This window comes from Peiella sedimenti, from assembly GCF_030504955.1.
Lineage (GTDB): Bacteria > Pseudomonadota > Alphaproteobacteria > Caulobacterales > Caulobacteraceae > Brevundimonas > Brevundimonas sedimenti.
This window is the reverse complement of record NZ_JAUKTR010000001.1, coordinates 570,332-589,819: the sequence shown is the minus strand read 5'-3', so window position 1 is coordinate 589,819 and position 19,488 is coordinate 570,332. Positions and strand designations below refer to the sequence as shown.

The window sequence follows — 19,488 nt, the reverse complement described above, 5'->3', positions numbered from 1 at the left end:
CCTACCCCACCGCGCCGGCGGCCCGGCGCAGGCGGTCGTTGATGGCCTCCCCTAATCCCTCATCAGGCACAGGCGCCACCGCAATGCAGGCGGGACGCGTGGCGTCCGCTTGGCGAAGCAGGGTGAACAGGCGCGCCGCCGCCTCCTTGAGGTCGCCCGATGGGCTGAGGTTGAACGGCGTCGCCACCGGGGTGTCGCCAAAAGCGATGAAAGCTTCGTCCACAGCCGGGCGCTCAACATTGATGCGCACCGGGGCATCCGGCGCGTAGTGGGCGGCAAGACGCCCCGGCGAGCGTCTTGCGTCCGCTTCAGCCTCAGAGAGGGGGCCGATCAGGCCCTCGATCTGATCCCGCGTCACCGCACCGGGTCTCAGCAGCCGGGGCCGGTCCAGGAGGCTGACCACCGTCGATTCCAACCCCACCTCGCACGGACCGCCGTCCAGCGCTGCGGCGGCAGCCAAGCCGGTCTCGGCCAAGGCGTCGGCGAAGGTCGTGGGACTGGGCCGTCCTGAGCGGTTGGCCGACGGCGCGACGATCGGCCCTCCGAACGCCTCCAGCACCTGTCGCGCGACCGGGTGGGCGGGGACGCGAACGGCCACCGTATCCAGCCCGGCCCGCGCCAGATCACAGACGCCTCCGTCCGTTCGCACCGGCAGCACCAGGGTCAGCGGCCCCGGCCAGAAGGCCTCGGCCAGCCGTTCAGCCCGCTCATCGAACGCCGCGACGCGCCGCGCCTCCACAACATCAAAGACGTGCGCGATCAGTGGATTGAAGCTGGGCCTTCCCTTGGCTTCGTAGATCATCGCCACGGCCTCGGCGTTTCCCGCGTCGGCGGCCAGTCCATAGACCGTCTCGGTGGGCAGGATGACCAGCCGTCCGGCCCTCAGGGCCTCGGCGGCCCGCGCCACATCGCTCATGGACGGCGCGGCAGAAAGGGCAGCATGCGCCGGGCGACGTTATCCTTGTTGATGAAGTGATGCTTCAGCGCGCCGGCCACGTGGGCCGCGATCAGCACGTACAGCGCCTTGGCCAGCATCTCGTGCAGGTCGATCACGCTGCGGCCGGCGTCGCGCGACGTCTCGACCGGCAAAGTCGGCCAATCAAAGATACCGTACATGTCGATGGGCCGCCCGAAGAAGGACATGGCCAGCCAGCCCCCTAGCGGCATGGCGATTAGCACAAGGTAGAAGCCCACATGAGTGCCCCGCGCGATCAGCTTCTGCCAGCGGGGCAGATGGTCAGGCAGGGGTATGGCCGGGTGCGCCAGCCGCCAGCCGATCCGCACAACGGTCAGCAACAGGATCATTATGCCGTTCGCCTTGTGCAGCGGCATCCACGGGTCTGGATCGCTGCCGCTTACGCCGTCATGCGCCATGATCAGCAGCACCTGACCTACCACCAGCGCCGCGATCAGCCAGTGCAGAGTCAACGACACCGCCGAATAGCGTCCGTTCACCTCATCGGGCCGGGCCATGGCGTCCTCCTCCTGCTCCTTCGGCGGCAAGTCTGACCCAAGGTGCGGGCAACGCCAAGCGCCCTTGCGACCGTTCCGGACCTCGGCGCGTTTCGAACCCCGGCCGATGGAGGGCCCATGGAAGTTCTCCGCGCCTTCGACCCGGACGGCGACAACATCGAGGCGGTCCATCACGGCCCGCTCGAACGCTCCACGAGAGCGTAAAATTCACCGCCTAGGCTGACCTAGCGGCGCCTTGCTAAGCCCCGCGCCTTCGCTCAATCAGGTCGGCATGACCTTTCGCGCGCCCATCGAAGACCTGACCTTTTCCTTCCTGCACATCGCCGGGGGGGAGCGACTGATCGAGACAGGGGCGTGGCCCGATCTGGACGGCGATCTCGCCGCCGCCGTCATAGAGGCGGCCGGTCAGACCGCTGACGAGGTGCTGGCCGCGCTGAACCGGACGGGGGACCAGACCGGCGCCCGCTGCGACGGCAAGGACGTCACCCCCGCGCCGGGCTTCAAGAACGCCTATGACCGTTTCATCGAAGGCGGCTGGATGGGTCTGGCGGCCTCCACCGAATGGGGCGGCCAGGGCCTGCCCAAGGCTCTGGAGCAGGCCTGTTTCGAGACCTTTCACGCCGCCAACATGGCCTTCGGGCTCTGTCCCATGCTGTCTCTGGCGGCCATCGAGGCCCTGGAAACCGTCGGCTCGGAGGCGCAGAAGGGCGTCTATCTGCCCAAGCTGGTCTCGGGTGAATGGACCGGCGCCATGGTCCTGACCGAGCCACAGGCCGGCACGGATCTCGGCCAAATCCGCACCACCGCGGAGCCGATCGGCGATGGCCGCTACCGGCTGACCGGCCAGAAGATTTTCATCACCTGGGGCGATCACGACATGACGCCCAACATCGTCCATATGGTGCTGGCGCGTCTGCCCGACGCCCCGCCCGGCCCCAAAGGCATCAGCCTGTTCCTGGCGCCCAAGTATCTGCTGAACTCCGACGGCTCGCTGGGCGAGCGCAACGCCTTTCACCCCGTCAGCGTCGAGCACAAGCTGGGCATCCACGCCTCGCCCACCTGCGTCATGGCCTATGAGGGCGCCGAGGCCGAGCTGGTCGGCGAGCCCAACAAGGGCTTGGCCCACATGTTCGTGATGATGAACGCCGCGCGCCTGGCCGTGGGCGTCGAAGGCGTGGCCATCGCCGAACGCGCGCTCCAGGGCGCCGTCGCCTACGCCGAGGACCGCCGCCAGGGCCGGTCCGCCTGGAGCGGCGAAGCCGACGCCCCCATCCTGGACCATCCCGACGTGCGCCGCATGCTGGCGGTGGGCCGCGCCCGTATCGAGGCGGCCAGGGGCATCTGCCTGTCCTGCGCCGTGGCCGGCGACCTGGCGCGTTCCGGGCCTGAGGCTGAGCGGCCCCGCTGGGCGGCGCGACAGGCGCTGCTGACTCCGGTGGCCAAGGCGTGGTCCACCGACATGGGCGTCGAGGTCGCGTCGCAAGCTCTGCAAGTGCATGGCGGCATGGGCTTCATCGAAGAAACCGGCGCGGCCCAGCATTATCGCGACGCCCGGATCGCGCCGATTTATGAGGGCACGAACGGCGTCCAGGCCCTGGACCTGATCGGCCGCAAGCTGGCCGGCGACGGCGGCGAGGCCCTGCGCGATCTGCTGGCCGAAGCGCGAGCTGATCTGACGGGCTGGGCCGACCCTGCCCTGTTCGCCGCCCTCGACGCGGTCGAGACCGGCGCGGCCTGGCTGCTCGAGGCGCAAGGAACGGATCGTCAGGCCGACGCCCTGGCGGGCGCCGTACCCTTCCTCAACCTGATGGGCGACGCCCTGGGCGGCTGGATGCTGGCGCGCGGGGTCCGCGCCGCCGAAAGGTTGGGCGAGCAGGTCGAGCGCCGCCGGGCTCTCTACGAGGTCTACGCCCGCAACCTCCTCGACGCCGCGCCGGGACGGCTGGGCGCCGTGCGCCAGGGCGAAGCCGCGCTCAGGTCGCTGGATCGGACGGCGCTGGCGCGCTGACCTGCGGCGCGTCCAACAGACTGATCGCTTCACGCACATAGACGGCGTGGATGCCCACGCCGATGCCCAGCCGCTCGCTATTCAGCTCCACCGTCTTGGTCAGCACCCCCACCACCAGCGGTCCGGCAGGGGTGCTGGCGAAGACCGGCCCACCGGAGTTGCCCGGAAAGACCGGCACGTCCAGCAGGAAGGTCGGGAACGCCTCCACAGGGTCCAGCGGCCACGAGGCCACGTGGCCTGTCCTCAGGATCGGAAAACCCGCCTGGTTCGCGGACAGCCCCCTCGGGAAGCCGAGGGTGGCCATCTCACTGCCGGGCCGGACCCCCCAGGGCAGTAGCCCGCGCTCATCCGCCATCCAGGCCAGGGGAATCGCCGCGCGTTCGAAGGCGAAGGGCGCCGTCACCTCGAGTACGGCCACGTCACGCTGAGGATGGCGCACAAAATAGTTCTGGCCGGTAGCCGCCTGCCGGATGGGAATCGACTCCGGCTCATAGCGCCATGCCCCGCCGGCCAGCTGGCCCCGCCAGCCGATGCGTACCTCATCGCCGCTCATCTGCTCCAAGACGTGGGCCGCCGTGACCAGCACGACCCGCGGCGTCCCGTCCGGGCGGGGCGCATAGATGAGGAATCCCGTGCCGACCGTCCGTGTTTCGTCGCCGTTCGGCTGATCCAACTGCACCGTCGCGGCGATCATGCGCTCGACGAAACTGGCCTCGGCCGGGGCCTGGGTCTGCAGCGCGGCCGAAACCACAAGCGCCTGGAACATGGGAACCTCCCTTGCGCTATTTGACGGCCCCCGCCCGCCGCCACAAGGTCCGCCCGCCAAACAAGGGAATCGTCATGTCCGAACGCCCGCAGCCGCCCGTCGCCGAGAAACGCCCCCAGACCCTCGAACAGCTGGGCCGCGCGCGCACGGACGACTATCGCTGGCTGAAGGATGAGAACTGGCAGGCGGTTCTGCGCGATCCCGCCGCCATACGCCCGGACATCAAGGCCTATCTCGACGCCGAGAACGCCTACCGCGAGGCGATGATGGCCGCCACCCTGCCACTCCAGAAGACGCTGTTCGAGGAGATGAAGGGCCGCATCAAGGAGGACGATTCCTCCGTCCCCGCTCCCGACGGCCCGTGGGAATACTATGTCCGCTTCGAGACCGGCGACCAGCATCCGCGCCACTGCCGCCGGCCGCGAGGCGGCGGTCCCGAACAGGTGCTGCTGGACGCCAACGAACTGGCCAAGGGCAAGGCCTATTCCGAGGTTTCGGCCGCCGCCCACAGTCCTGACCACCGCCTGTTCGCCTACAGCGAGGACAGCCAAGGGTCCGAGGTTCACGAGATCGTCGTGCGCGACCTCAAGACCGGCGAACAGATGGGCGAGACCATCGGCTCAGCCACGGGCGCCCTGACCTTCTCGCCGTGCAGCCGCTACCTGTTCTGGATCAACCGGGACGACCACGGACGCGGGGACAAGATCCTGCGCCGCGCGGTCGAAGGCGGCCCGATCGCCGAGGTCTACAAGGAGCCTGACCCCGGCATGTTCCTGTCCGTCGGGCGCAGCGCCGACGACGCGTTCGTAGTCATCGGCTCGGGCGATCACGAGACGTCCGAGGCGCGCTTCATTCCGGCCGCCGACCCCCAGGCCGCCCCCCAGGTGCTGGAACCGCGCCAGACAGGCGTCCAGTACCAGGCCGACCACTGGGGCGACCGCTGGGTCATCCGCACCAACGCCGACGAGGCCATAGATTTCAAGATCGTCACGGCGCCGACCGACGCGCCTCAGCGCGCCAACTGGCGCGACCTGGTCCCGCATACGCCCGGCCGCTTCATCGAGGCCTTCGACCTGACCCGGGATCACCTGGCCCGGCAGGAGCGCACCGACGCCAACACCCGCATCGTCATCCGTGAGCGCGCGGGCCAGGAGCACGCCATCGCCGTGGACGAGCCGGCCTTCGCCCTGTCGCTGATCGGGGCCTCGGAGTTCGCCACGACGACGACCCGCTACGCCTACAACTCGCCGTCCACCCCGACCCAGACCTTCGACTACGACATGGCCTCGCGCGAGCGGACCTTGCGCAAGGTGCAGGAGGTGCCGTCGGGCCATGATCCGGCGGACTATGTGGTCGAGCGGCTCTACGCCACCGCCGATGACGGCGCGCGGGTGCCAATCTCCCTGCTTCGGCGCAAGGAGACGCCCGTCGACGGCTCGGCGCCGGTGCTGCTCTACGGCTATGGCTCGTACGGCCTGTCCATGCCCGCCGGCTTTTCGACCAGCCGCCTGTCGCTGGTGGACCGCGGCTTCATCTACGCCATCGCCCACATCCGCGGCGGCGCCGACAAGGGCTGGGGCTGGTTCACAGCGGCCCGCAAGCAGACCAAGGCCCGCACCTTCACCGACTTCATCGCCTGCGCCGAACACCTGATCCAGCAGGGCTATACCCGTCCCGGCCGCATCGTGGCCATGGGCGGCTCGGCCGGCGGCCTGCTCATGGGCGCGGTGGCCAACCTGCGGCCCGACCTGTGGGGCGCGGTCATCGGCCAGGTGCCGTTCGTGGATGTGCTGAACACCATGAGCGACGCCTCCCTGCCGCTCACGCCCCCCGAATGGCCCGAGTGGGGCAATCCGCTGGAGGACCCCGCCGCCTATGACTGGATCGCCGCCTACAGCCCCTATGACAACATCCGGCCCCAGCCCTATCCGCCCATCCTGGCCACGGGCGGGCTGTCAGACCCGCGCGTGACCTACTGGGAGCCGGCCAAGTGGGTGGCGCGCCTGCGCCCGGCCAGCACCTCGGGCAATCCCATCCTCCTGAAGATGAACATGGAGGCCGGCCACGGCGGCGCGTCAGGCCGCTTCGACTTCCTCAAGGAGATCGCCCACGACTACGCCTTCGCCATCTGGGCGTTGGACCAATGAGCCCGCGCCTTCGCCCGGCGCATGAGGCCGACTTCCCCGCCGTCGCCGCTCTCTATGGGCGCGAAGTGCTCGAGGGCACGGCCACCTTCGAAGAGACGCCGCCGTCGGTCGAGGACATGCTGGCCCGCTGGCGCGCCGTTCAGGACAAGGGGCTCCCCTGGCTGGTGGCCGAGGTGGACGGCGCCTTCGCCGGCTATGCCTATCTGTCGCCGTTCCGGCCCCGGGCCGCCTACCGCTATGCGGTCGAGGTCTCCATCTACGTGGCCGCCGATGCGCAGGGACGGGGCGTCGGGCGCGCGCTGCTACAGGCCCTGATCGACCACGCCCGCGTGGCGGGCCTTCGCCACCTGATCGGCGCCATCAGCCAGAGCGCAAGCTCGGACGCCTCCATCGGCCTGCACCGCGCGCTCGGCTTCGAGCTGGCGGGCGTCTACCGGCAGGTGGGCTGGAAGTTCGGCCGTTGGCTGGACGTCACCCTGATGCAGCTGGATTTGAACCCGGCCGGAGCGGCGCCGGCTAGCGAGGGACTGACACTCTGAACCTCCGTCGCCCCGCCCAGGGTGCGGGGGCCGTGCGCCCAGGCCTTTCGGAAAGGTCTGCACCTTCCGCGCATATGGATCGCTTCGGTCTTAGTGCCTCGGCAAATCCTCTGGCGGGGTCTTCAGCCACGGGGCCATGCGGAAGCGGCGGGGCGGCTGGTCCACCCGCCGCTCACGTATGAAGGTGCGGGCAAAGCGCACAACGCCCAGGATGGCCGCATCGTCGAAGGGCTTGGTCAGCACGCCCAAGGCGCCCGCGAAGCCTTCGGGGATCAGCTCGGGATTGGCGGTCAGGAACACCACCGCACAGCCGTGGTCGCGCACCAGCGCCTGGGCCACGGTCGGCCCCGTCAGGCCGTCAAGAAGGTTGAGATCGACGAGCGCAAGATCGGGTCGCTGACCCTCTGCCAGGGTCAGGCTGGCCGGCAGGTCCATGGCGCAACCGATGACCTCACAGCCGTGGCCCGTGAGGACATGCTCCAGCTCCATGGCCAGGATCGCCTGATCCTCGACGATCAGGATCTTCAGGTCACAGGCCTGTTCCACGCGTTCCCCCACCTTCGCCATACGCATAACCTCACTGACTGCACCCCTGGCGAAGGAGCAGCACACGCAGACCCGATACCAGAATACGGTTAAGTCCGGTAACGGACACACCTAACGCTTGCACGATGGGTTTGGTTCGGGGATTCTTGCGAGAAATCACAGTTTCCCGGGGGCGGGGCGTACCATGGCCATCCAGACCGAGCTCAGGCTCGCTGAGCTGCAGCACCGGCTGCTCGGCTCGCTCGAGCTGCTCCACGCCATCATCGCCATCCGCCTGCGCAGCGTTTCCGACCCGGAAAGCCGCCGCCACCTGGCCTGGCTGACGGACGTGGTCGCCGCCCTGGTGCTGCTCAACCGCCGGCTGGGCAAGGACGATCCCCTGCCCTTCGACGACTATCTGGCCGAGGCGGTGGGCTTCTGGCGGCGGGCCTGCGAGGGCCGTGGCGTCGGCTTCGTGCTGGATACGCGCGGCGCCCAGGTCGGCGAGGCGCACGCGGCCGCGCTGGCCCTGGTGCTGCACGAACTGGTCTCCAACGCGGTCGAGCACGCCTTCAAGGGCCGAAACGGGGGCGAGGTGCGCATCACCCTGCGCGGTGAAGGCGAGAACCTCAGCCTCTTCGTGGCGGACGACGGCGCCGGCTTCGGCGACCCCGCGGCCTCCAAGGAGGGCCTGAACCTCGCCCGCGGCATCGTCGAGCATCTGGGGGGCGTCCTTCAGATCGACAGCCGACGCGGCGCGGGCGCGACGGTCACGGTCGCCCTGGGCCAGGCATCGACCGGCAAGGCGCACTAGATCAGGCCCTAGGCGCCCAGCCAGCGCCGCTCGATCACCATGCCGTCTACCTCCGCGCCAGGCAGCGGCCCGGCGGCGCCTGGCGTCCGCGACAGGCGCGGCGCGGCCGAGGGCTGAAGCACGCCGCCGTTCCGATTGAACGTCTCCCGCCCCGCCAGATGCGGATGCGCCGCCGCCGCCTCCAGCGTCAGCACAGGAGCGAAGCACGCGTCGGTCCCTTCCAGACGCTGCACCCACTCCGCGCGCGGGCGCCGGGCGAAGGCCGCTTCCATCAACCGGCGCAGTTCGGGCCAGCGGCTCGCATCGCCCGGCGAGGGCGCATGGGCGGGCAGCTCGAGCGCCTCCGCCAGCACCGCCCAGAACTTGGGCTCCAGCGGCCCCACCGAAACGTGGAGACCGTCGGCACAGGCGTAGGTCCCATAGAAGGGCGCCGATCCGTCCAGCAGGTTCTTGCCCGCCTCGGCCCGCCCTACCCCGTCGGCCTGCATCCAGCAGAACAGCGCCATGAGGGACGCCGACCCGTCCACCACCGCGGCGTCGATGACCTGCCCCTTGCCTGACCGCTGACGTTCGTACAGCGCCGCCAGCACGCCGAGGATCAGGTAAAGCGACCCGCCGCCGTAATCGCCCACCAGGTTCAATGGCGGACGCGGCGGCGCGCCAGGCTCGCCCATGGCCGCCAGCACGCCGGACAGGGCGATGTAGTTGATGTCGTGGCCCGCGGCCTGGGCGAGGGGGCCCGACTGTCCCCAGCCGGTCATGCGCCCGTAGATCAGCCGCTCCGACAGGTCCGCCGGTCCCAGGCCCAGCCGCTCCATCACGCCCGGCCGAAAGCCTTCCATCAGGATGTCGGCGCGCGCCGCCAGGGCCTTGAAGCGCGCCACAGCCTCGGGCTGCTTCAGGTCCAGGGTCAGCCGCCCGGCCCGCCCCCGGTGCGTGGGATCTCGCGGGCTGGGGGACGGCTCACCGGGTCGCTCGATCCGCAACACCTCGGCGCCCATGTCAGCCAGCAGCATCGCCGCGAAGGTGACGGGGCCCAGCCCCGCCATCTCGATCACCTTCAGGCCCTGGAGCGGCCCCGCCATGGGCTCAGACCCGGCCGGTGACGGGAACCAGCGCGCCGGTGACGGCCCTCGCCTCCTCGGACGCCAGGAACAGGATCACGGCGGCCAGGTCGGCGGGCGCCACCCACTTGGCCGGATCGGCGTCCGGCATGTCGGCGCGGTTGCGGGCGGTGTCGATGATGGAGGGCAGAACGGCGTTCACGGTCACCCCGTCCGACTTCAGCTCCTCGGCCAGGGCTTCGGTCAGGCGCATGACGCCCGCCTTCGAGGCGGCGTAGGCGCCCATGCCCATGGCGGCCTTTACGGCTCCGGCCGCTCCCACGTTGACGATACGCCCCTCGCCCGCCGACTTGAGCGCCGGCAGGGCGGCGCGGCAGGCGTTGACCGCGCTCATGACATTCATCTCGAACATGCGCCGCCAGGTGTCGGCTGATCCGTCGGCGACCGTCTCCCACACGAAGCCGCCCGCGATGTTGATCAGGGCGTCGACCCCGCCGAGCGTCTCGGCGGCCTCACCGACGGCCCGCTGGGCCTGCGCCTCGTCCGTCAGGTCGATGCCGCCGATCAGCTGGCCCGGGGGCGGGTCGTCCGACTTGATTGAATAGTCAATCAAGGCTGATCGCCACCCCCTGGCCGCCGCCGCCTCCGCCGTCGCGCGCCCCAGCACGCCGAGGCCTCCGGTGATGATGATGCGACGGGTCATGGCCGATCCTTCCCTGTTGCTGGCCAGCAGCTAAGCCGCCTGACCGGAGGGATCAATGCCCCGATATCTGGGAGGAGATCGCTTGGCTGGGGAACTAGGACTCGAACCTAGAATGACGGTACCAAAAACCGCTGTGTTACCATTACACCATTCCCCAGCGGAGCGGTGCGCACAGAGGCTCGAGGACCCCTGCGGAGGCGGGTTCCTAGCGCAGGCAAACGGGCGTTGCAACAGGGCGAATTCCCATTGATCCGCCGCTTGCCGGGGGCGGGGCGGATAGCTATAAGCGCGCCTTCCAAGTCGGAGTGTGGCTCAGTCTGGTAGAGCACCGCGTTCGGGACGCGGGGGTCGCAGGTTCGAATCCTGCCACTCCGACCATTTTCCCCATCATCGAGCACCGTCGACGCGACCCTCGGCTTCGAGGCGCGCCATGGCCTCGTCATAGCGCCAGGCCGGCACGAGATCGCCGTTCGGCAGGCGGCGCACGCCACGGCGCTGCGTCCCATCCGCGGCCGGCGCGAAACTGGCCGGCTCGACGGGCGGCGAGGTCCCGGCCGGCGCGACGGACTTGGCCATGACCTGGCCTCCTGAGGATGGGTGCGGACTCCCTCAATGCAGAAGGCGCCCACGCGGTTGCGCAGGCGCCCTCAGGATCTGAACCAGGGCGTGGCGGGGGATCGCCCCCCACCGCCCAGCCTCAGTGGTGCGGCTTGTGGTGGTCGTCGTGGCCGTGGCCGTGGTCGTCGTGGCCATGCCCGTGATCGTCATGACCGCCATGCCCGTGACCATGATCGTCATGACCGTGGCCGTGCCCGTGGTCATCGTGACCGTGGCCATGGTCGCCGTGGCCATGGTCGCCGTGGCCATGGTCGCCGTGGCCATGGTCTGCATGGCCGTGATCATCGTGACCGTGATCGCCATGACCATGAGCGTCGTGCCCGTGATCGGCGTGGCCGTGATCGGCGTGACCGTGATCGCCGTGGCCGTGATCGCCGTGGCCATGAGCGTCGTGGCCATGAGCGTCGTGCCCGTGGTCGGCATGCCCATGATCGCCGTGGCCGTGATCATCATGGCCATGAGCATGGGCCGCGCCCGCCGCCGCGGCGGCCGCCGGCGCTGCGACCACGGCCGAGTCATCGACGAAGCTCATGGCCGTACGCCGACGATCGGCGCGCATCTTGGCGGTGACGGCGCCGCCGAGCACCAAGGCCGCCAGGGCGGGCCACAGCGTCATGGCGGCCACATAGCCGCGCTGCCAGGCGCCCAGCGTCTCCGGCGTCGCCAGGCCCCCCACATCCATCATGATGATGGCCAGCAGGGCCGCCTGGGCCACGAAGCCGAGGAAATAGATGAAGGCCGGCCCGCCCATGCGCTTGCCGCTCATGGCCGCCAGCATCAGGAACAGAGGCGCTGCGAGGATCGCCATGTGCAGGTCCACCGTGCCCCACGGGCTGACGAACAGCTCGTAGACGTGGCGGTTGTCGGGCAACGGATAACGCCCCGCCAGGATGGTGGACCAGCCCCAGGCGCCCAGGCCGCCGGCGCCCAGCAGGCTGAACAGCCAGCCCATGGCGTTGCGGCTCATGGCGCCCATGGCCACGAAGAAACCGAGCGCGGCCACGATGGCGGCGCCCCCAGCGCCGATCAGGCCGTAATTGAACAGCATCGCCTGGGGCGAATCCGCCTTGCCCAGGTCGCTGGCGAACTGGGTCCAGTGGTCGAACCCCGGATAGGCGAACGCGGCGATGTACAGCCCGCCAAAGTAGAGCAGCGGGATAAGTATCGCAAACTTGGTAAGAAAAGCCCCGAAACGCATGACACTCCCCCGGTCCATAAGCTTGGCGGCGACGGACCTTTTCAGGCTTAGTTAATGCCGTCAACCAACCTGCGGTGAAGGTTCCGTCAAAAGCTTTCTCCCGTTCGGCGAACGGGGGGATGGGTGCGCAGCAGCCACCAGGCGGCCACCCCGATCCAGGCCACCAGGACAAAGGCGTAGGACCGCTCCCAGAGGCCCACATTGGCGTCGTTGACCAGTCCCTGGAACACCAGATGCTTGGTGATGACCGTCAGGGCCAGCATGGCCACCCACGCGATGACCAGGAACAACCGCAGAGGCTTGGAGGGCGCATCCCTGCGCAGGGCCCAGATCAGGGCCAGGGGCGCGATCTGGATGCCCAGGCCCATGTTGATCCAGAGGTGCCGCGGGTCGGGCCATGGAAAGACGGCCCCGATGATCAGCGCGATGCTGCCGACCACCATAAGGGCCGCTGTCAACAGGGCGGACAGGGTTCCCAGCCCACGGCGCGTCAAGGCCAGGTGAAACCCGGCGCCGGCGGCGATGCCGGTCAGGCCCAGAACCGTGAGGCCGATATTGAAGACGTGGGGATTGGCGGCCGTCGGGCCGCCCAGTTCGCTCAGGTACTGGGTGGCGTGATCGAACCCCGGATAAAGGGCCGAGGCGGCCAGCAGCATGGCCACGCCGAAGACGGGCGCCAGAACGCCCGCGCCCAGGCAGATCCGCTCCACCTGGGCGCGCTCAAGTCTTTGCAGCCTCAGCCCCTTCATAGACGTTCGGCTAGTGTCCTAGTCGCTCTCAGCCGCGATGATCGCGCGGCCGCAGGCACATGGCCTGGCCGTTGTAGGAGTCGCCGTAGAGGGAGCCGTCACGCGCCGCCTCCATCCGAGCGCGCTCATACTCGCGGTTCGGCGTCGGCGGATCCTCACCCTCGGGGCAAGGGGGAGCCGCCACCTGACGCGCCTCGATGGGACACACGCAGAAACCTTCGTAGCCGCTCTGCGATCCGCCGGGATTACGGCAGACGGCGGCCACCTGCGTTCCCAGCGACGTCAGGCACAGGGTGATGGCGTCGGGGGCCGGACGCGTGTCTGGCGAGGTGAAGCCAGACAGAGCCAGGGCCACGCCGAGACCGCCGAGCAGGATCATGGGGCGCTTCATCGTTCATCTCCTAAGGCTCCGCGGAGTGGGAGGACGCCGCGGGCGGCTTGCGCCGGCAGGGCCTAGCCGTCTCTATGGCGGTCATGACCCTGCGCGCGCTATTCGCAACTCAAGTGTATCACGTTTCCCTGTCCGGCAAGGACGGTTTCACCGCGCGAAACGGCGCATTCGCCGCGTGGGACGATCTGAAGCGGGCTTGCCTGTCCCTGGCCGACGAGGATCGGGCGGGCATCCGCTGGTGCCGCGAGAACGCTTATCCCGGCTACACATCCTATGCGTCCCTGGACGACCTGCCCCTTCGCGATCCCGTCTTCGCCGAGCTGAAACGCGCGCTGGACCGCCACGCCGCTCTCGCCGCGCAGGCCATGCACCTGGATCTCGGGCGCAAGCCGCGTCTGGACAGTCTCTGGGTCAATGTTCTCAAGCCCGGCGGCGGGCATTCGGGGCACATCCATCCGCACAGCATTCTGTCCGGCACGGTCTACGTGGCCCTGCCCGACGGCGCTTCGCCGCTGAAGCTGGAGGATCCGCGCCTGCCCATGATGATGGCGCGCCCGACCCTCAGCGATGAGGCGCCGGAGGAGGCGCGGCCCTTCGTCTATCTGCGGCCCCAGCCCGGCGATCTGGTGCTCTGGGAAAGCTGGCTTCGCCATGAGGTGCCGCCGAACCGGGCCCGGTCCGTCCGCATCTCGGTCAGCTTCAACTACGCCTGAGGCGCCCTCAGAACCTGCGGCGGCCGCCGACCGTCTCGAAGAACAGCCGGAAGTCGCCCATCAGGCTCCACAATGGATACTGGAAGGTGGCCGGCCGGTTCTTCTCGAAGAAGAAGTGCCCCACCCAGGCGAAGCCATAACCGATCAGCGGCGCGGCCAGCAGCCACCAGGGGCTGACGAGCACCCCCGCGATCATCGCCGCGATGGCCAGGCCCGTGCCGACCACGTGGATGCGGCGGCACACCCGATTGGCGTGCTCATGGATGTAGAAGGGATAGAACTCGGCGAAGGAGCGGTATCTCTGGCCGTCGGCGGGTTTCATGGCCCGGAGGATGATCCCGGCGCCCGGCGCGCGCAAGAGCCCGGAATCAACGGAACGCGGCGGTTTCCCTGACGTTTGAGCCTTGGGACACGAGGAGACTTCAATGCCCGAGATCGACGGCTACGACGAACAGGACCAGTCCGAGGTATTCGACGAAACCCATCTGGATGACGAGGGCGACCTGGAGGCGGTGTTCGAGCTGACTCCCGACGTGATGGACATGACCCATCTGCCCGAGGACGACGCGGATGATCTCGATGACGAAGACGCCCTGTCCGCCGAGGGCGTCGAGCCCGAAGCCGACGACGGCTTCCTGAGCGAGCAGCCGGAGGGAACGATGTCCGGCGATCCCGACCTCGACGATCTGGGCGCCTATCCCCGCGAGGTCGCGGCCCGCCCGAGCGAAATCGAGCTGACCTATGTGGGCTCGGTCGAAGACATGAAGGGCGCGCAGTCAAGCGCCGCCCATTGGGAAACCCGACGCGAGCTTAGCGACGACGATCTTCAATCGCTCGGCTACGTCGATGACGAAGGAGAAACGCAATGACAGCCGTGGACCGCGACAAACAGGTCAAGGCCCGAGACCACGCCGACGAGGCCGTGCCAGTTCAGAATCCAGAATCGCCCTTTCTTCCCCACTCGAGGAAGGCCGAGCCTCTGAAGGAGGGCGAAAAGCCGGACCAGCTGCAGACGGAAAGTCCCGACACCCGGAATCGCCAGGAGGCCCTGGTCGACGAGGCGGTGGACGAGACCTTCCCGGCCAGCGACCCGATCGCGCCCAAGCGCATCACCTGAGGCTAGCGAAGGCGGCCCGGCTGGGCTAACCCGTCCGCATTCAGGACGGACCTTGCTCAATGCCCACCTCTAACTCTGGCCCCATCTTTTCCGGCACGGACGCCTATGTGGCGACCGACGACCTGAAGATCGCGGTGAATGCGGCCGTCACCCTGGGGCGGCCGCTGCTGGTGAAGGGCGAGCCCGGCACGGGCAAGACCGTGCTGGCGCAGGAGATCGCCCGGGCCCTGGACGCCCCCCTGATCACCTGGGGGATCAAGTCGACGACCAAGGCCCATCAGGGCCTGTATGAATACGACGCCGTCACCCGCCTGCGCGACAGCCAACTAGGCGATCCCCGCGTGGCCGACATCGCCAACTACATCCGCTGCGGCAAGCTGTGGGACGCCTTCGAAAGCCCGGAGCGGCCGGTGCTGCTGATCGACGAGATCGACAAGGCCGACATCGAGTTTCCCAACGATCTGCTGCATGAGCTGGATCGAATGGAGTTCTTCGTCCACGAGACCGGCCAGACGGTGAAGGCCGCCGTGCGCCCCGTGGTGATCATCACCTCGAACAACGAGAAGGAACTGCCCGACGCCTTCCTGCGCCGCTGCTTCTTCCACTACATCCGCTTCCCGGACGAGGCGACGATGCGGGCCATCGTGGCGGTCCACTTCCCGAACATCAAAGAGCGGCTGCTGTCCCAGGCTCTGACCGCCTTCTACGCCCTGCGCGAGGCGCCGGGCCTGAAGAAACGGCCCTCCACCTCCGAGCTGCTGGACTGGCTCAAGCTGCTGGTCTCCGACGATGTCGATCCCGAGGCGCTGCGCAGCAAGGAAGGCGGACTTTCCACCCCCTTCCTGGGCGCTCTTCTGAAGAACGAGCAGGATGTCCAGCTGGTCGAGCGCGTCGCCTTCCTGTCCCGCGCCGGGCGGTAAACTAGACCGGAATGGCGCATTTCAGTGGCGGCCGCTTACCGCGATTTAAGTGGCGCCCTATGGATCGGAAGTTCAGGCTGCCGACGATATGACGATGACACCCAAAGCTCTCCTTCTGGTTTGCGCCGCCGCCTTCGGCCTGAGCGCCTGCGACCGCGGCGAGCGCGTCACCATCCATGAGGCCGACCGCGACAGTCCCGGCGCGCTCCGGGTCGTCCGAACCCTGGAGTGCCCCACCGAGCAGGGCGTCCTGCTGCGCAAGGCCGCCGCGGCGGACGGCCGCTCATGCCGCTACGCCGGGCCCCGCGGCGCGGAGGTGGAACTGCGGCTCATCCCGCTGGAGGGCGAAACCACCACCGGAGTGCTGGATCGGCTCAAGACCGAAGTGCGCGGCCTGGCCGGTGTCACCGCCCCCGCCCCGCCCCCTCCCGGCGCGCCGGAAGATCCGGGCCGCACCGTCATCCGCTTGCCAGGTGTGCAGATCGAGGCCAGCGGCGACGCCAACGCCGACGGCGATGCTGACAGCGCACACGTCCGCATGGGCGCGGGCGGCGCCACCGTGCGCGTCGACGCCTCGGGCGGCCGCGCCGAGGTCGAGACCACTTCGCCGCGCCAGGGCGTCCGCTCGACCTTCATCATCACCCAGGACGTGGACGGCGGCACGGCTTCCGGATGGGCGCTGGCCGCTTACGAGACCCGTGGACCGACGGGCGGCCCCCTGGTGGCGGCGGTCATCCGGTCGCGCGAGCCGGACGCCGACGCCGTGATCGACGCCGCCAAGGCCCTGGTCACCGCCAACGTGGGCCGCTGAACCCAGCTTCGGGGTTGCCATCGCCCTCGCCTTGGGCCAGTTCGTCGGGCCGTTTTCCTGTCTCAAGGCCGTGAACCTGACCATGCCCTCGCCGGCGAAGTCCCAGCCGCCCCGCGCCTGGCAGCGTATGCTGTCGGGCCGGCGCCTCGATCTGCTGGACCCATCGCCGATGGACATTGAGATCGAGGACATCGCCCATGGGTTGGCTCGAGTGGCGCGCTGGAACGGCCAGACGACCGGTCCGCACGCCTTCTCCGTGGCCGAGCACAGCGTGATCGTGGAGCGGATCGTCGGCCATATCCAGCCCGACATCGAGGCCCGGTGGCGCCTGACGGCCCTGCTTCACGACGCCTCTGAGTATGTGATCGGCGACATGATCTCGCCCTTCAAGGCGGCGCTGGGCGTCAACTACAAGGATTTCGAGGGACGGCTGGAGCACGCCATCCAGGTGCGGTTCGGCCTGCCGCCGCGTCCACCCGCGACAATCAAGAGCCTGATCAAGAAGGCTGATCGCGCCTGCGCCTTCTTCGAGGCCACCCAGTTGGCTGGGTTTTCTCACTCGGAGGCGCTGGGCTTCTTCGGCCGACCGCCCCCGGGGCTGGACCTGAGGATCGAGCCGCTGGAGCCGGTGGAGGCGCAGGCGCGCTACCTGGCCCGGTTCCAGGAGCTGATGTCAGCGCCCGATCTGAAGCCCCAGCGGCTGGCCCGCCCACGCCCCCTGCGGACGGCGCGATGAGCCGGGGCGGGGCCGAGGTCGTCATCGGCCTGTCGGCCGTCGTCGTCACCCTGAGGGGCGACGAAGCCTGCGTTCTGCTGGCCCGCCGTCCCGACGGCGAGCCGGCCCTGCCCTCCGGCCCCTTCGACCCCCAGGGGCACCGCACCTTCGAGCTGGCGCTGCGCGATTTCGTGGCGGACCAGGCGGGCTTCGCCCTCGGCTTCGTCGAGCAGCTCTACACCTTCGGCGATCAGGGTCGCGATGCGCCGCGCGCTGAACTGGGTCGGGGGGCCGCTCGCGTTGTTTCCGTGGGCTATTTAGGGCTTACCGGTCCCCTCACCGCCGCCGAGGATCCCAGGAACGGCGAATGGTCGCCCCTGGTGCGCTTCTTCCCGTGGGAGGATTGGCGAGAGGGTCGTCCCCCGATCATCGATCAGCTGATCATGCCTGCCCTCGCCGACTGGGCCAAGGGGCACGCCGCGCGAGGGGCGCGAATCGCCGGCCTGTTCGCTGGCGACGGCGCCCGCTGGAACGAGGACCGCGTGCTCGAGCGTTACGAGCTCCTCTACGAAGCCGGCCTTGTCGCTGAAGCGGCGCGCGACCGGGGGGCGGAGCTCTTCGGAGGCGCGGCCAGGCTCGGCCAGCCCCTGGCGTCCGACCATCGGCGCATCCTGGCCACGGGGTTGGGCCGGCTGCGCAGCAAGCTGAAGTACCGGGCCGTGATCTTTGATCTGATGGCCGCCGAGTTCACCCTCGGCGAGCTGCAGAAGGCGACCGAAGCCGTCGCCGGGTTGCGCCTGCACAAGCAGAACTTCCGTCGCACGGTCGAGCGGACGGGTCTGGTCATGAGAACCGGCAGGCTACACGCCGAGACGGGCGGCCGGCCCGCCGAACTTTTCCGGTTCAACCGCAGCCATCTTGGGGCCGGCCTGCAGGAAGGCCTCAGCCTGCCGCGCGATCCAGGCCTGACCTCTCGCTGAGGGAGCCGCTGGCTTAAGGCGGACTCGTCGCTTGCGCGTCCGCGTCCCGCCTTTGTCATCGCCCCATAGGAAAAGGGCCCGGTGTCGCCACCGGGCCCTCAACCTTGGTCGGATCAGCTGAACTTAGAAGTTCAGGTTGATCGTCGCACGACGGTTCAGCGGCTCCTTCACGCCGTCGCCAGTGGCGACCGCGGGCTGGGACTCACCGCGCCAGTCGACCGCCAGGGTCGAGCTGTTGACGCCGGAGGCGACCAGAGCGTCGGCCACAGCCTTCGCACGGCGTTCCGACAGACGGATGTTGTAGGCGGCCGAACCGGAGGTGTCGGCGTGACCCACGACCACCACGCGAGTGGCGTTGCCCGAACGAGCCGCGCTAGCCGCTTGCGAGACCACCGCCTGGGCTTCCGACGTCAGCACGTACTGATCGAACGGGAAGTAGACGATGAACTCCTGGGCCACCGGGCGCGCCGGCGGAGGCGGCGGCGGAGGCGGCGGGGGCGGAGGCGGCGGGGGCGGCGGAGGCGGCGGGGGCGGCGGGGGCGGGGTCACCCAACGGCCGCCGAAGCGACGCACATAGGCCACCGAGAACTGGTCGACGTCGCCGTTCGGCATGCCCGGGAAGAACACCACGTTGGGGCTGTCGTCCTGGTTGTCGTGACGGGTGTAGTCAAAACGCAGGCCGTGCGGGCCGTTGTTGAAGAACCACTGCGCGCCGACACCGTAGTTGATGGTGTCATTGCCCATCACGTCGCCGAAGTAGTCCACCTGCATGCGGCCGACGCCGACGCGGGCGAACAGTTCGAAGCCGTCGCCGGCCGGCGCCACGCCCACCAGGTAGGCGGCGTAGTTGGCGTCCAGGGAGACTTCGCCGGCCGGGGTGTCGTCGCCGACGAGACCGCCGGAGGCTTCCAGTTCAGCGCCGAAGTTGCGGTTGAACCGCAGGCCGCCACGCAGCGTGCCGCCCACGACGTTGTAATCGTCGGCGTTGGACGCGTTGATCGTGTAGCGGGACACGCCCACGTTCACGTAGGGGCTCATGCCCTCGTACCACACCCACTCCTGCGCGGAGGCGGCGGTGCCCGCCGCCAGCAGAGCGGCTGCGGAAGCCGTTGCCAAAACAAACTTCATCGAATCACCTCGAAGAGCTGGGGCGGTAAGTCCGCCATCGGTTGAAAGGAATAGGCGGGGTCACCTCGCCTGCAAAGCCGGAACGCGCAATTCCTGTGGCGAAACAGCG

23 protein-coding genes and 2 tRNA genes are annotated in these 19,488 nt (G+C 69.0%); 12 read left to right on the top strand and 13 right to left on the bottom strand.

Annotated elements, in window-relative coordinates; genetic code table 11:
- Position 1 precedes the first annotated feature (1 nt).
- Positions 2-916 carry an L-threonylcarbamoyladenylate synthase gene (locus Q0812_RS03060; protein WP_302108817.1) on the bottom strand — a complete coding sequence of 305 codons (915 nt, stop codon included), beginning with the start codon at positions 914-916 and terminating at the stop codon, positions 2-4.
- Positions 913-1,473, bottom strand: a complete 561-nt coding sequence (locus Q0812_RS03055) for a cytochrome b (protein WP_302108816.1) — start codon at positions 1,471-1,473, stop codon at positions 913-915. The genes Q0812_RS03060 and Q0812_RS03055 overlap by 4 nt, the downstream gene beginning before the upstream one ends.
- Positions 1,474-1,744: 271 nt before the next feature.
- On the opposite strand from Q0812_RS03055, the gene Q0812_RS03050 reads away from it, so the two are divergent.
- Positions 1,745-3,481, top strand: coding sequence for an acyl-CoA dehydrogenase family protein (locus Q0812_RS03050; protein ID WP_302108815.1), 1,737 nt, complete (start codon positions 1,745-1,747; stop codon positions 3,479-3,481).
- Here the strand turns inward: Q0812_RS03050 and Q0812_RS03045 are convergent.
- Positions 3,447-4,247, bottom strand: coding sequence for a trypsin-like serine peptidase (locus Q0812_RS03045; protein WP_302108814.1), 801 nt, complete (start codon positions 4,245-4,247; stop codon positions 3,447-3,449). The genes Q0812_RS03050 and Q0812_RS03045 overlap by 35 nt on opposite strands.
- 74 nt (positions 4,248-4,321) lie before the next feature.
- Here Q0812_RS03045 and Q0812_RS03040 point away from each other — a divergent pair, with 74 nt between their 5' ends.
- A complete protein-coding gene (locus Q0812_RS03040) occupies positions 4,322-6,394 on the top strand; it encodes a S9 family peptidase (protein ID WP_302108813.1) in 2,073 nt (690 codons plus the stop codon).
- Positions 6,391-6,933 (top strand): GNAT family N-acetyltransferase, encoded by a 543-nt coding sequence (locus Q0812_RS03035; protein WP_302108812.1) that lies wholly within the window; start codon positions 6,391-6,393, stop codon positions 6,931-6,933. Before Q0812_RS03040 ends, Q0812_RS03035 begins: the two co-directional genes overlap by 4 nt.
- Before the next feature lie 90 nt (positions 6,934-7,023).
- Here the strand turns inward: Q0812_RS03035 and Q0812_RS03030 are convergent, their stop codons facing one another.
- Positions 7,024-7,500 (bottom strand): response regulator, encoded by a 477-nt coding sequence (locus tag Q0812_RS03030; RefSeq protein WP_302108811.1) that lies wholly within the window; start codon positions 7,498-7,500, stop codon positions 7,024-7,026.
- Between the two features lie 163 nt (positions 7,501-7,663).
- On the opposite strand from Q0812_RS03030, the gene Q0812_RS03025 reads away from it, so the two are divergent.
- Positions 7,664-8,272: an ATP-binding protein gene (locus Q0812_RS03025; protein ID WP_302108810.1), complete on the top strand. Its 609-nt coding sequence runs from the start codon at positions 7,664-7,666 to the stop codon at positions 8,270-8,272.
- An 8-nt stretch (positions 8,273-8,280) separates the two neighbouring features.
- Here the strand turns inward: Q0812_RS03025 and Q0812_RS03020 are convergent, their stop codons facing one another.
- The 3 genes from Q0812_RS03020 to Q0812_RS03010 form a co-directional block, all read right to left on the bottom strand.
- Complete coding sequence (locus tag Q0812_RS03020; RefSeq protein WP_302108809.1) at positions 8,281-9,357, bottom strand: CaiB/BaiF CoA transferase family protein; 1,077 nt, start codon at positions 9,355-9,357, stop codon at positions 8,281-8,283.
- Between the two features lie 4 nt (positions 9,358-9,361).
- Positions 9,362-10,039 carry an SDR family NAD(P)-dependent oxidoreductase gene (locus Q0812_RS03015; protein ID WP_302108808.1) on the bottom strand — a complete coding sequence of 226 codons (678 nt, stop codon included), beginning with the start codon at positions 10,037-10,039 and terminating at the stop codon, positions 9,362-9,364.
- Between the two features lie 83 nt (positions 10,040-10,122).
- Positions 10,123-10,196, bottom strand: a tRNA-Gln gene (locus tag Q0812_RS03010).
- 144 nt (positions 10,197-10,340) lie between these two features.
- On the opposite strand from Q0812_RS03010, the gene Q0812_RS03005 reads away from it, so the two are divergent.
- Positions 10,341-10,417, top strand: a tRNA-Pro gene (locus tag Q0812_RS03005).
- 9 nt (positions 10,418-10,426) lie between these two features.
- Here the strand turns inward: Q0812_RS03005 and Q0812_RS03000 are convergent.
- The 4 genes from Q0812_RS03000 to Q0812_RS02985 form a co-directional block, all read right to left on the bottom strand.
- Positions 10,427-10,615 (bottom strand): hypothetical protein, encoded by a 189-nt coding sequence (locus tag Q0812_RS03000; RefSeq protein ID WP_302108807.1) that lies wholly within the window; start codon positions 10,613-10,615, stop codon positions 10,427-10,429.
- A 121-nt stretch (positions 10,616-10,736) separates the two neighbouring features.
- Positions 10,737-11,855, bottom strand: coding sequence for a DUF998 domain-containing protein (locus Q0812_RS02995; protein ID WP_302108806.1), 1,119 nt, complete (start codon positions 11,853-11,855; stop codon positions 10,737-10,739).
- An 86-nt stretch (positions 11,856-11,941) separates the two neighbouring features.
- A complete protein-coding gene (locus Q0812_RS02990; RefSeq protein ID WP_302108805.1) occupies positions 11,942-12,604 on the bottom strand; it encodes a DUF998 domain-containing protein in 663 nt (220 codons plus the stop codon).
- 28 nt (positions 12,605-12,632) lie between these two features.
- A complete protein-coding gene (locus tag Q0812_RS02985) occupies positions 12,633-12,995 on the bottom strand; it encodes a hypothetical protein (RefSeq protein WP_302108804.1) in 363 nt (120 codons plus the stop codon).
- 83 nt (positions 12,996-13,078) lie between these two features.
- On the opposite strand from Q0812_RS02985, the gene Q0812_RS02980 reads away from it, so the two are divergent.
- The gene (locus Q0812_RS02980) at positions 13,079-13,708 is read left to right on the top strand and encodes a TIGR02466 family protein (protein WP_302108803.1); all 630 of its coding nucleotides are present in this window, start codon (positions 13,079-13,081) and stop codon (positions 13,706-13,708) included.
- A 7-nt stretch (positions 13,709-13,715) separates the two neighbouring features.
- Here Q0812_RS02980 and Q0812_RS02975 read toward each other — a convergent pair whose 3' ends face one another.
- The gene (locus tag Q0812_RS02975; RefSeq protein ID WP_302108802.1) at positions 13,716-14,030 is read right to left on the bottom strand and encodes an Mpo1-like protein; all 315 of its coding nucleotides are present in this window, start codon (positions 14,028-14,030) and stop codon (positions 13,716-13,718) included.
- A 103-nt stretch (positions 14,031-14,133) separates the two neighbouring features.
- Between Q0812_RS02975 and Q0812_RS02970 the strand changes: the two genes are divergently transcribed.
- From Q0812_RS02970 to Q0812_RS02945, 6 genes are all read left to right on the top strand, one after another.
- Positions 14,134-14,577, top strand: a complete 444-nt coding sequence (locus tag Q0812_RS02970) for a hypothetical protein (RefSeq protein WP_302108801.1) — start codon at positions 14,134-14,136, stop codon at positions 14,575-14,577.
- Complete coding sequence (locus tag Q0812_RS02965; RefSeq protein ID WP_302108800.1) at positions 14,574-14,825, top strand: hypothetical protein; 252 nt, start codon at positions 14,574-14,576, stop codon at positions 14,823-14,825. The genes Q0812_RS02970 and Q0812_RS02965 overlap by 4 nt, the downstream gene beginning before the upstream one ends.
- Before the next feature lie 59 nt (positions 14,826-14,884).
- Entirely contained in the window at positions 14,885-15,745 is an 861-nt protein-coding gene (locus Q0812_RS02960; RefSeq protein WP_302108799.1) for an AAA family ATPase, read from the top strand.
- Between the two features lie 88 nt (positions 15,746-15,833).
- Entirely contained in the window at positions 15,834-16,556 is a 723-nt protein-coding gene (locus Q0812_RS02955) for a hypothetical protein (RefSeq protein WP_302108798.1), read from the top strand.
- A gap of 82 nt (positions 16,557-16,638) precedes the next feature.
- A complete protein-coding gene (locus Q0812_RS02950; protein ID WP_302109196.1) occupies positions 16,639-17,292 on the top strand; it encodes an HD family hydrolase in 654 nt (217 codons plus the stop codon).
- Entirely contained in the window at positions 17,289-18,251 is a 963-nt protein-coding gene (locus Q0812_RS02945) for an NUDIX hydrolase (RefSeq protein WP_302108797.1), read from the top strand. Before Q0812_RS02950 ends, Q0812_RS02945 begins: the two co-directional genes overlap by 4 nt.
- Positions 18,252-18,374: 123 nt before the next feature.
- Here the strand turns inward: Q0812_RS02945 and Q0812_RS02940 are convergent, their stop codons facing one another.
- The gene (locus Q0812_RS02940) at positions 18,375-19,379 is read right to left on the bottom strand and encodes an OmpA family protein (protein WP_302108796.1); all 1,005 of its coding nucleotides are present in this window, start codon (positions 19,377-19,379) and stop codon (positions 18,375-18,377) included.
- Between the last annotated feature and the right edge of the window lie 109 nt (positions 19,380-19,488).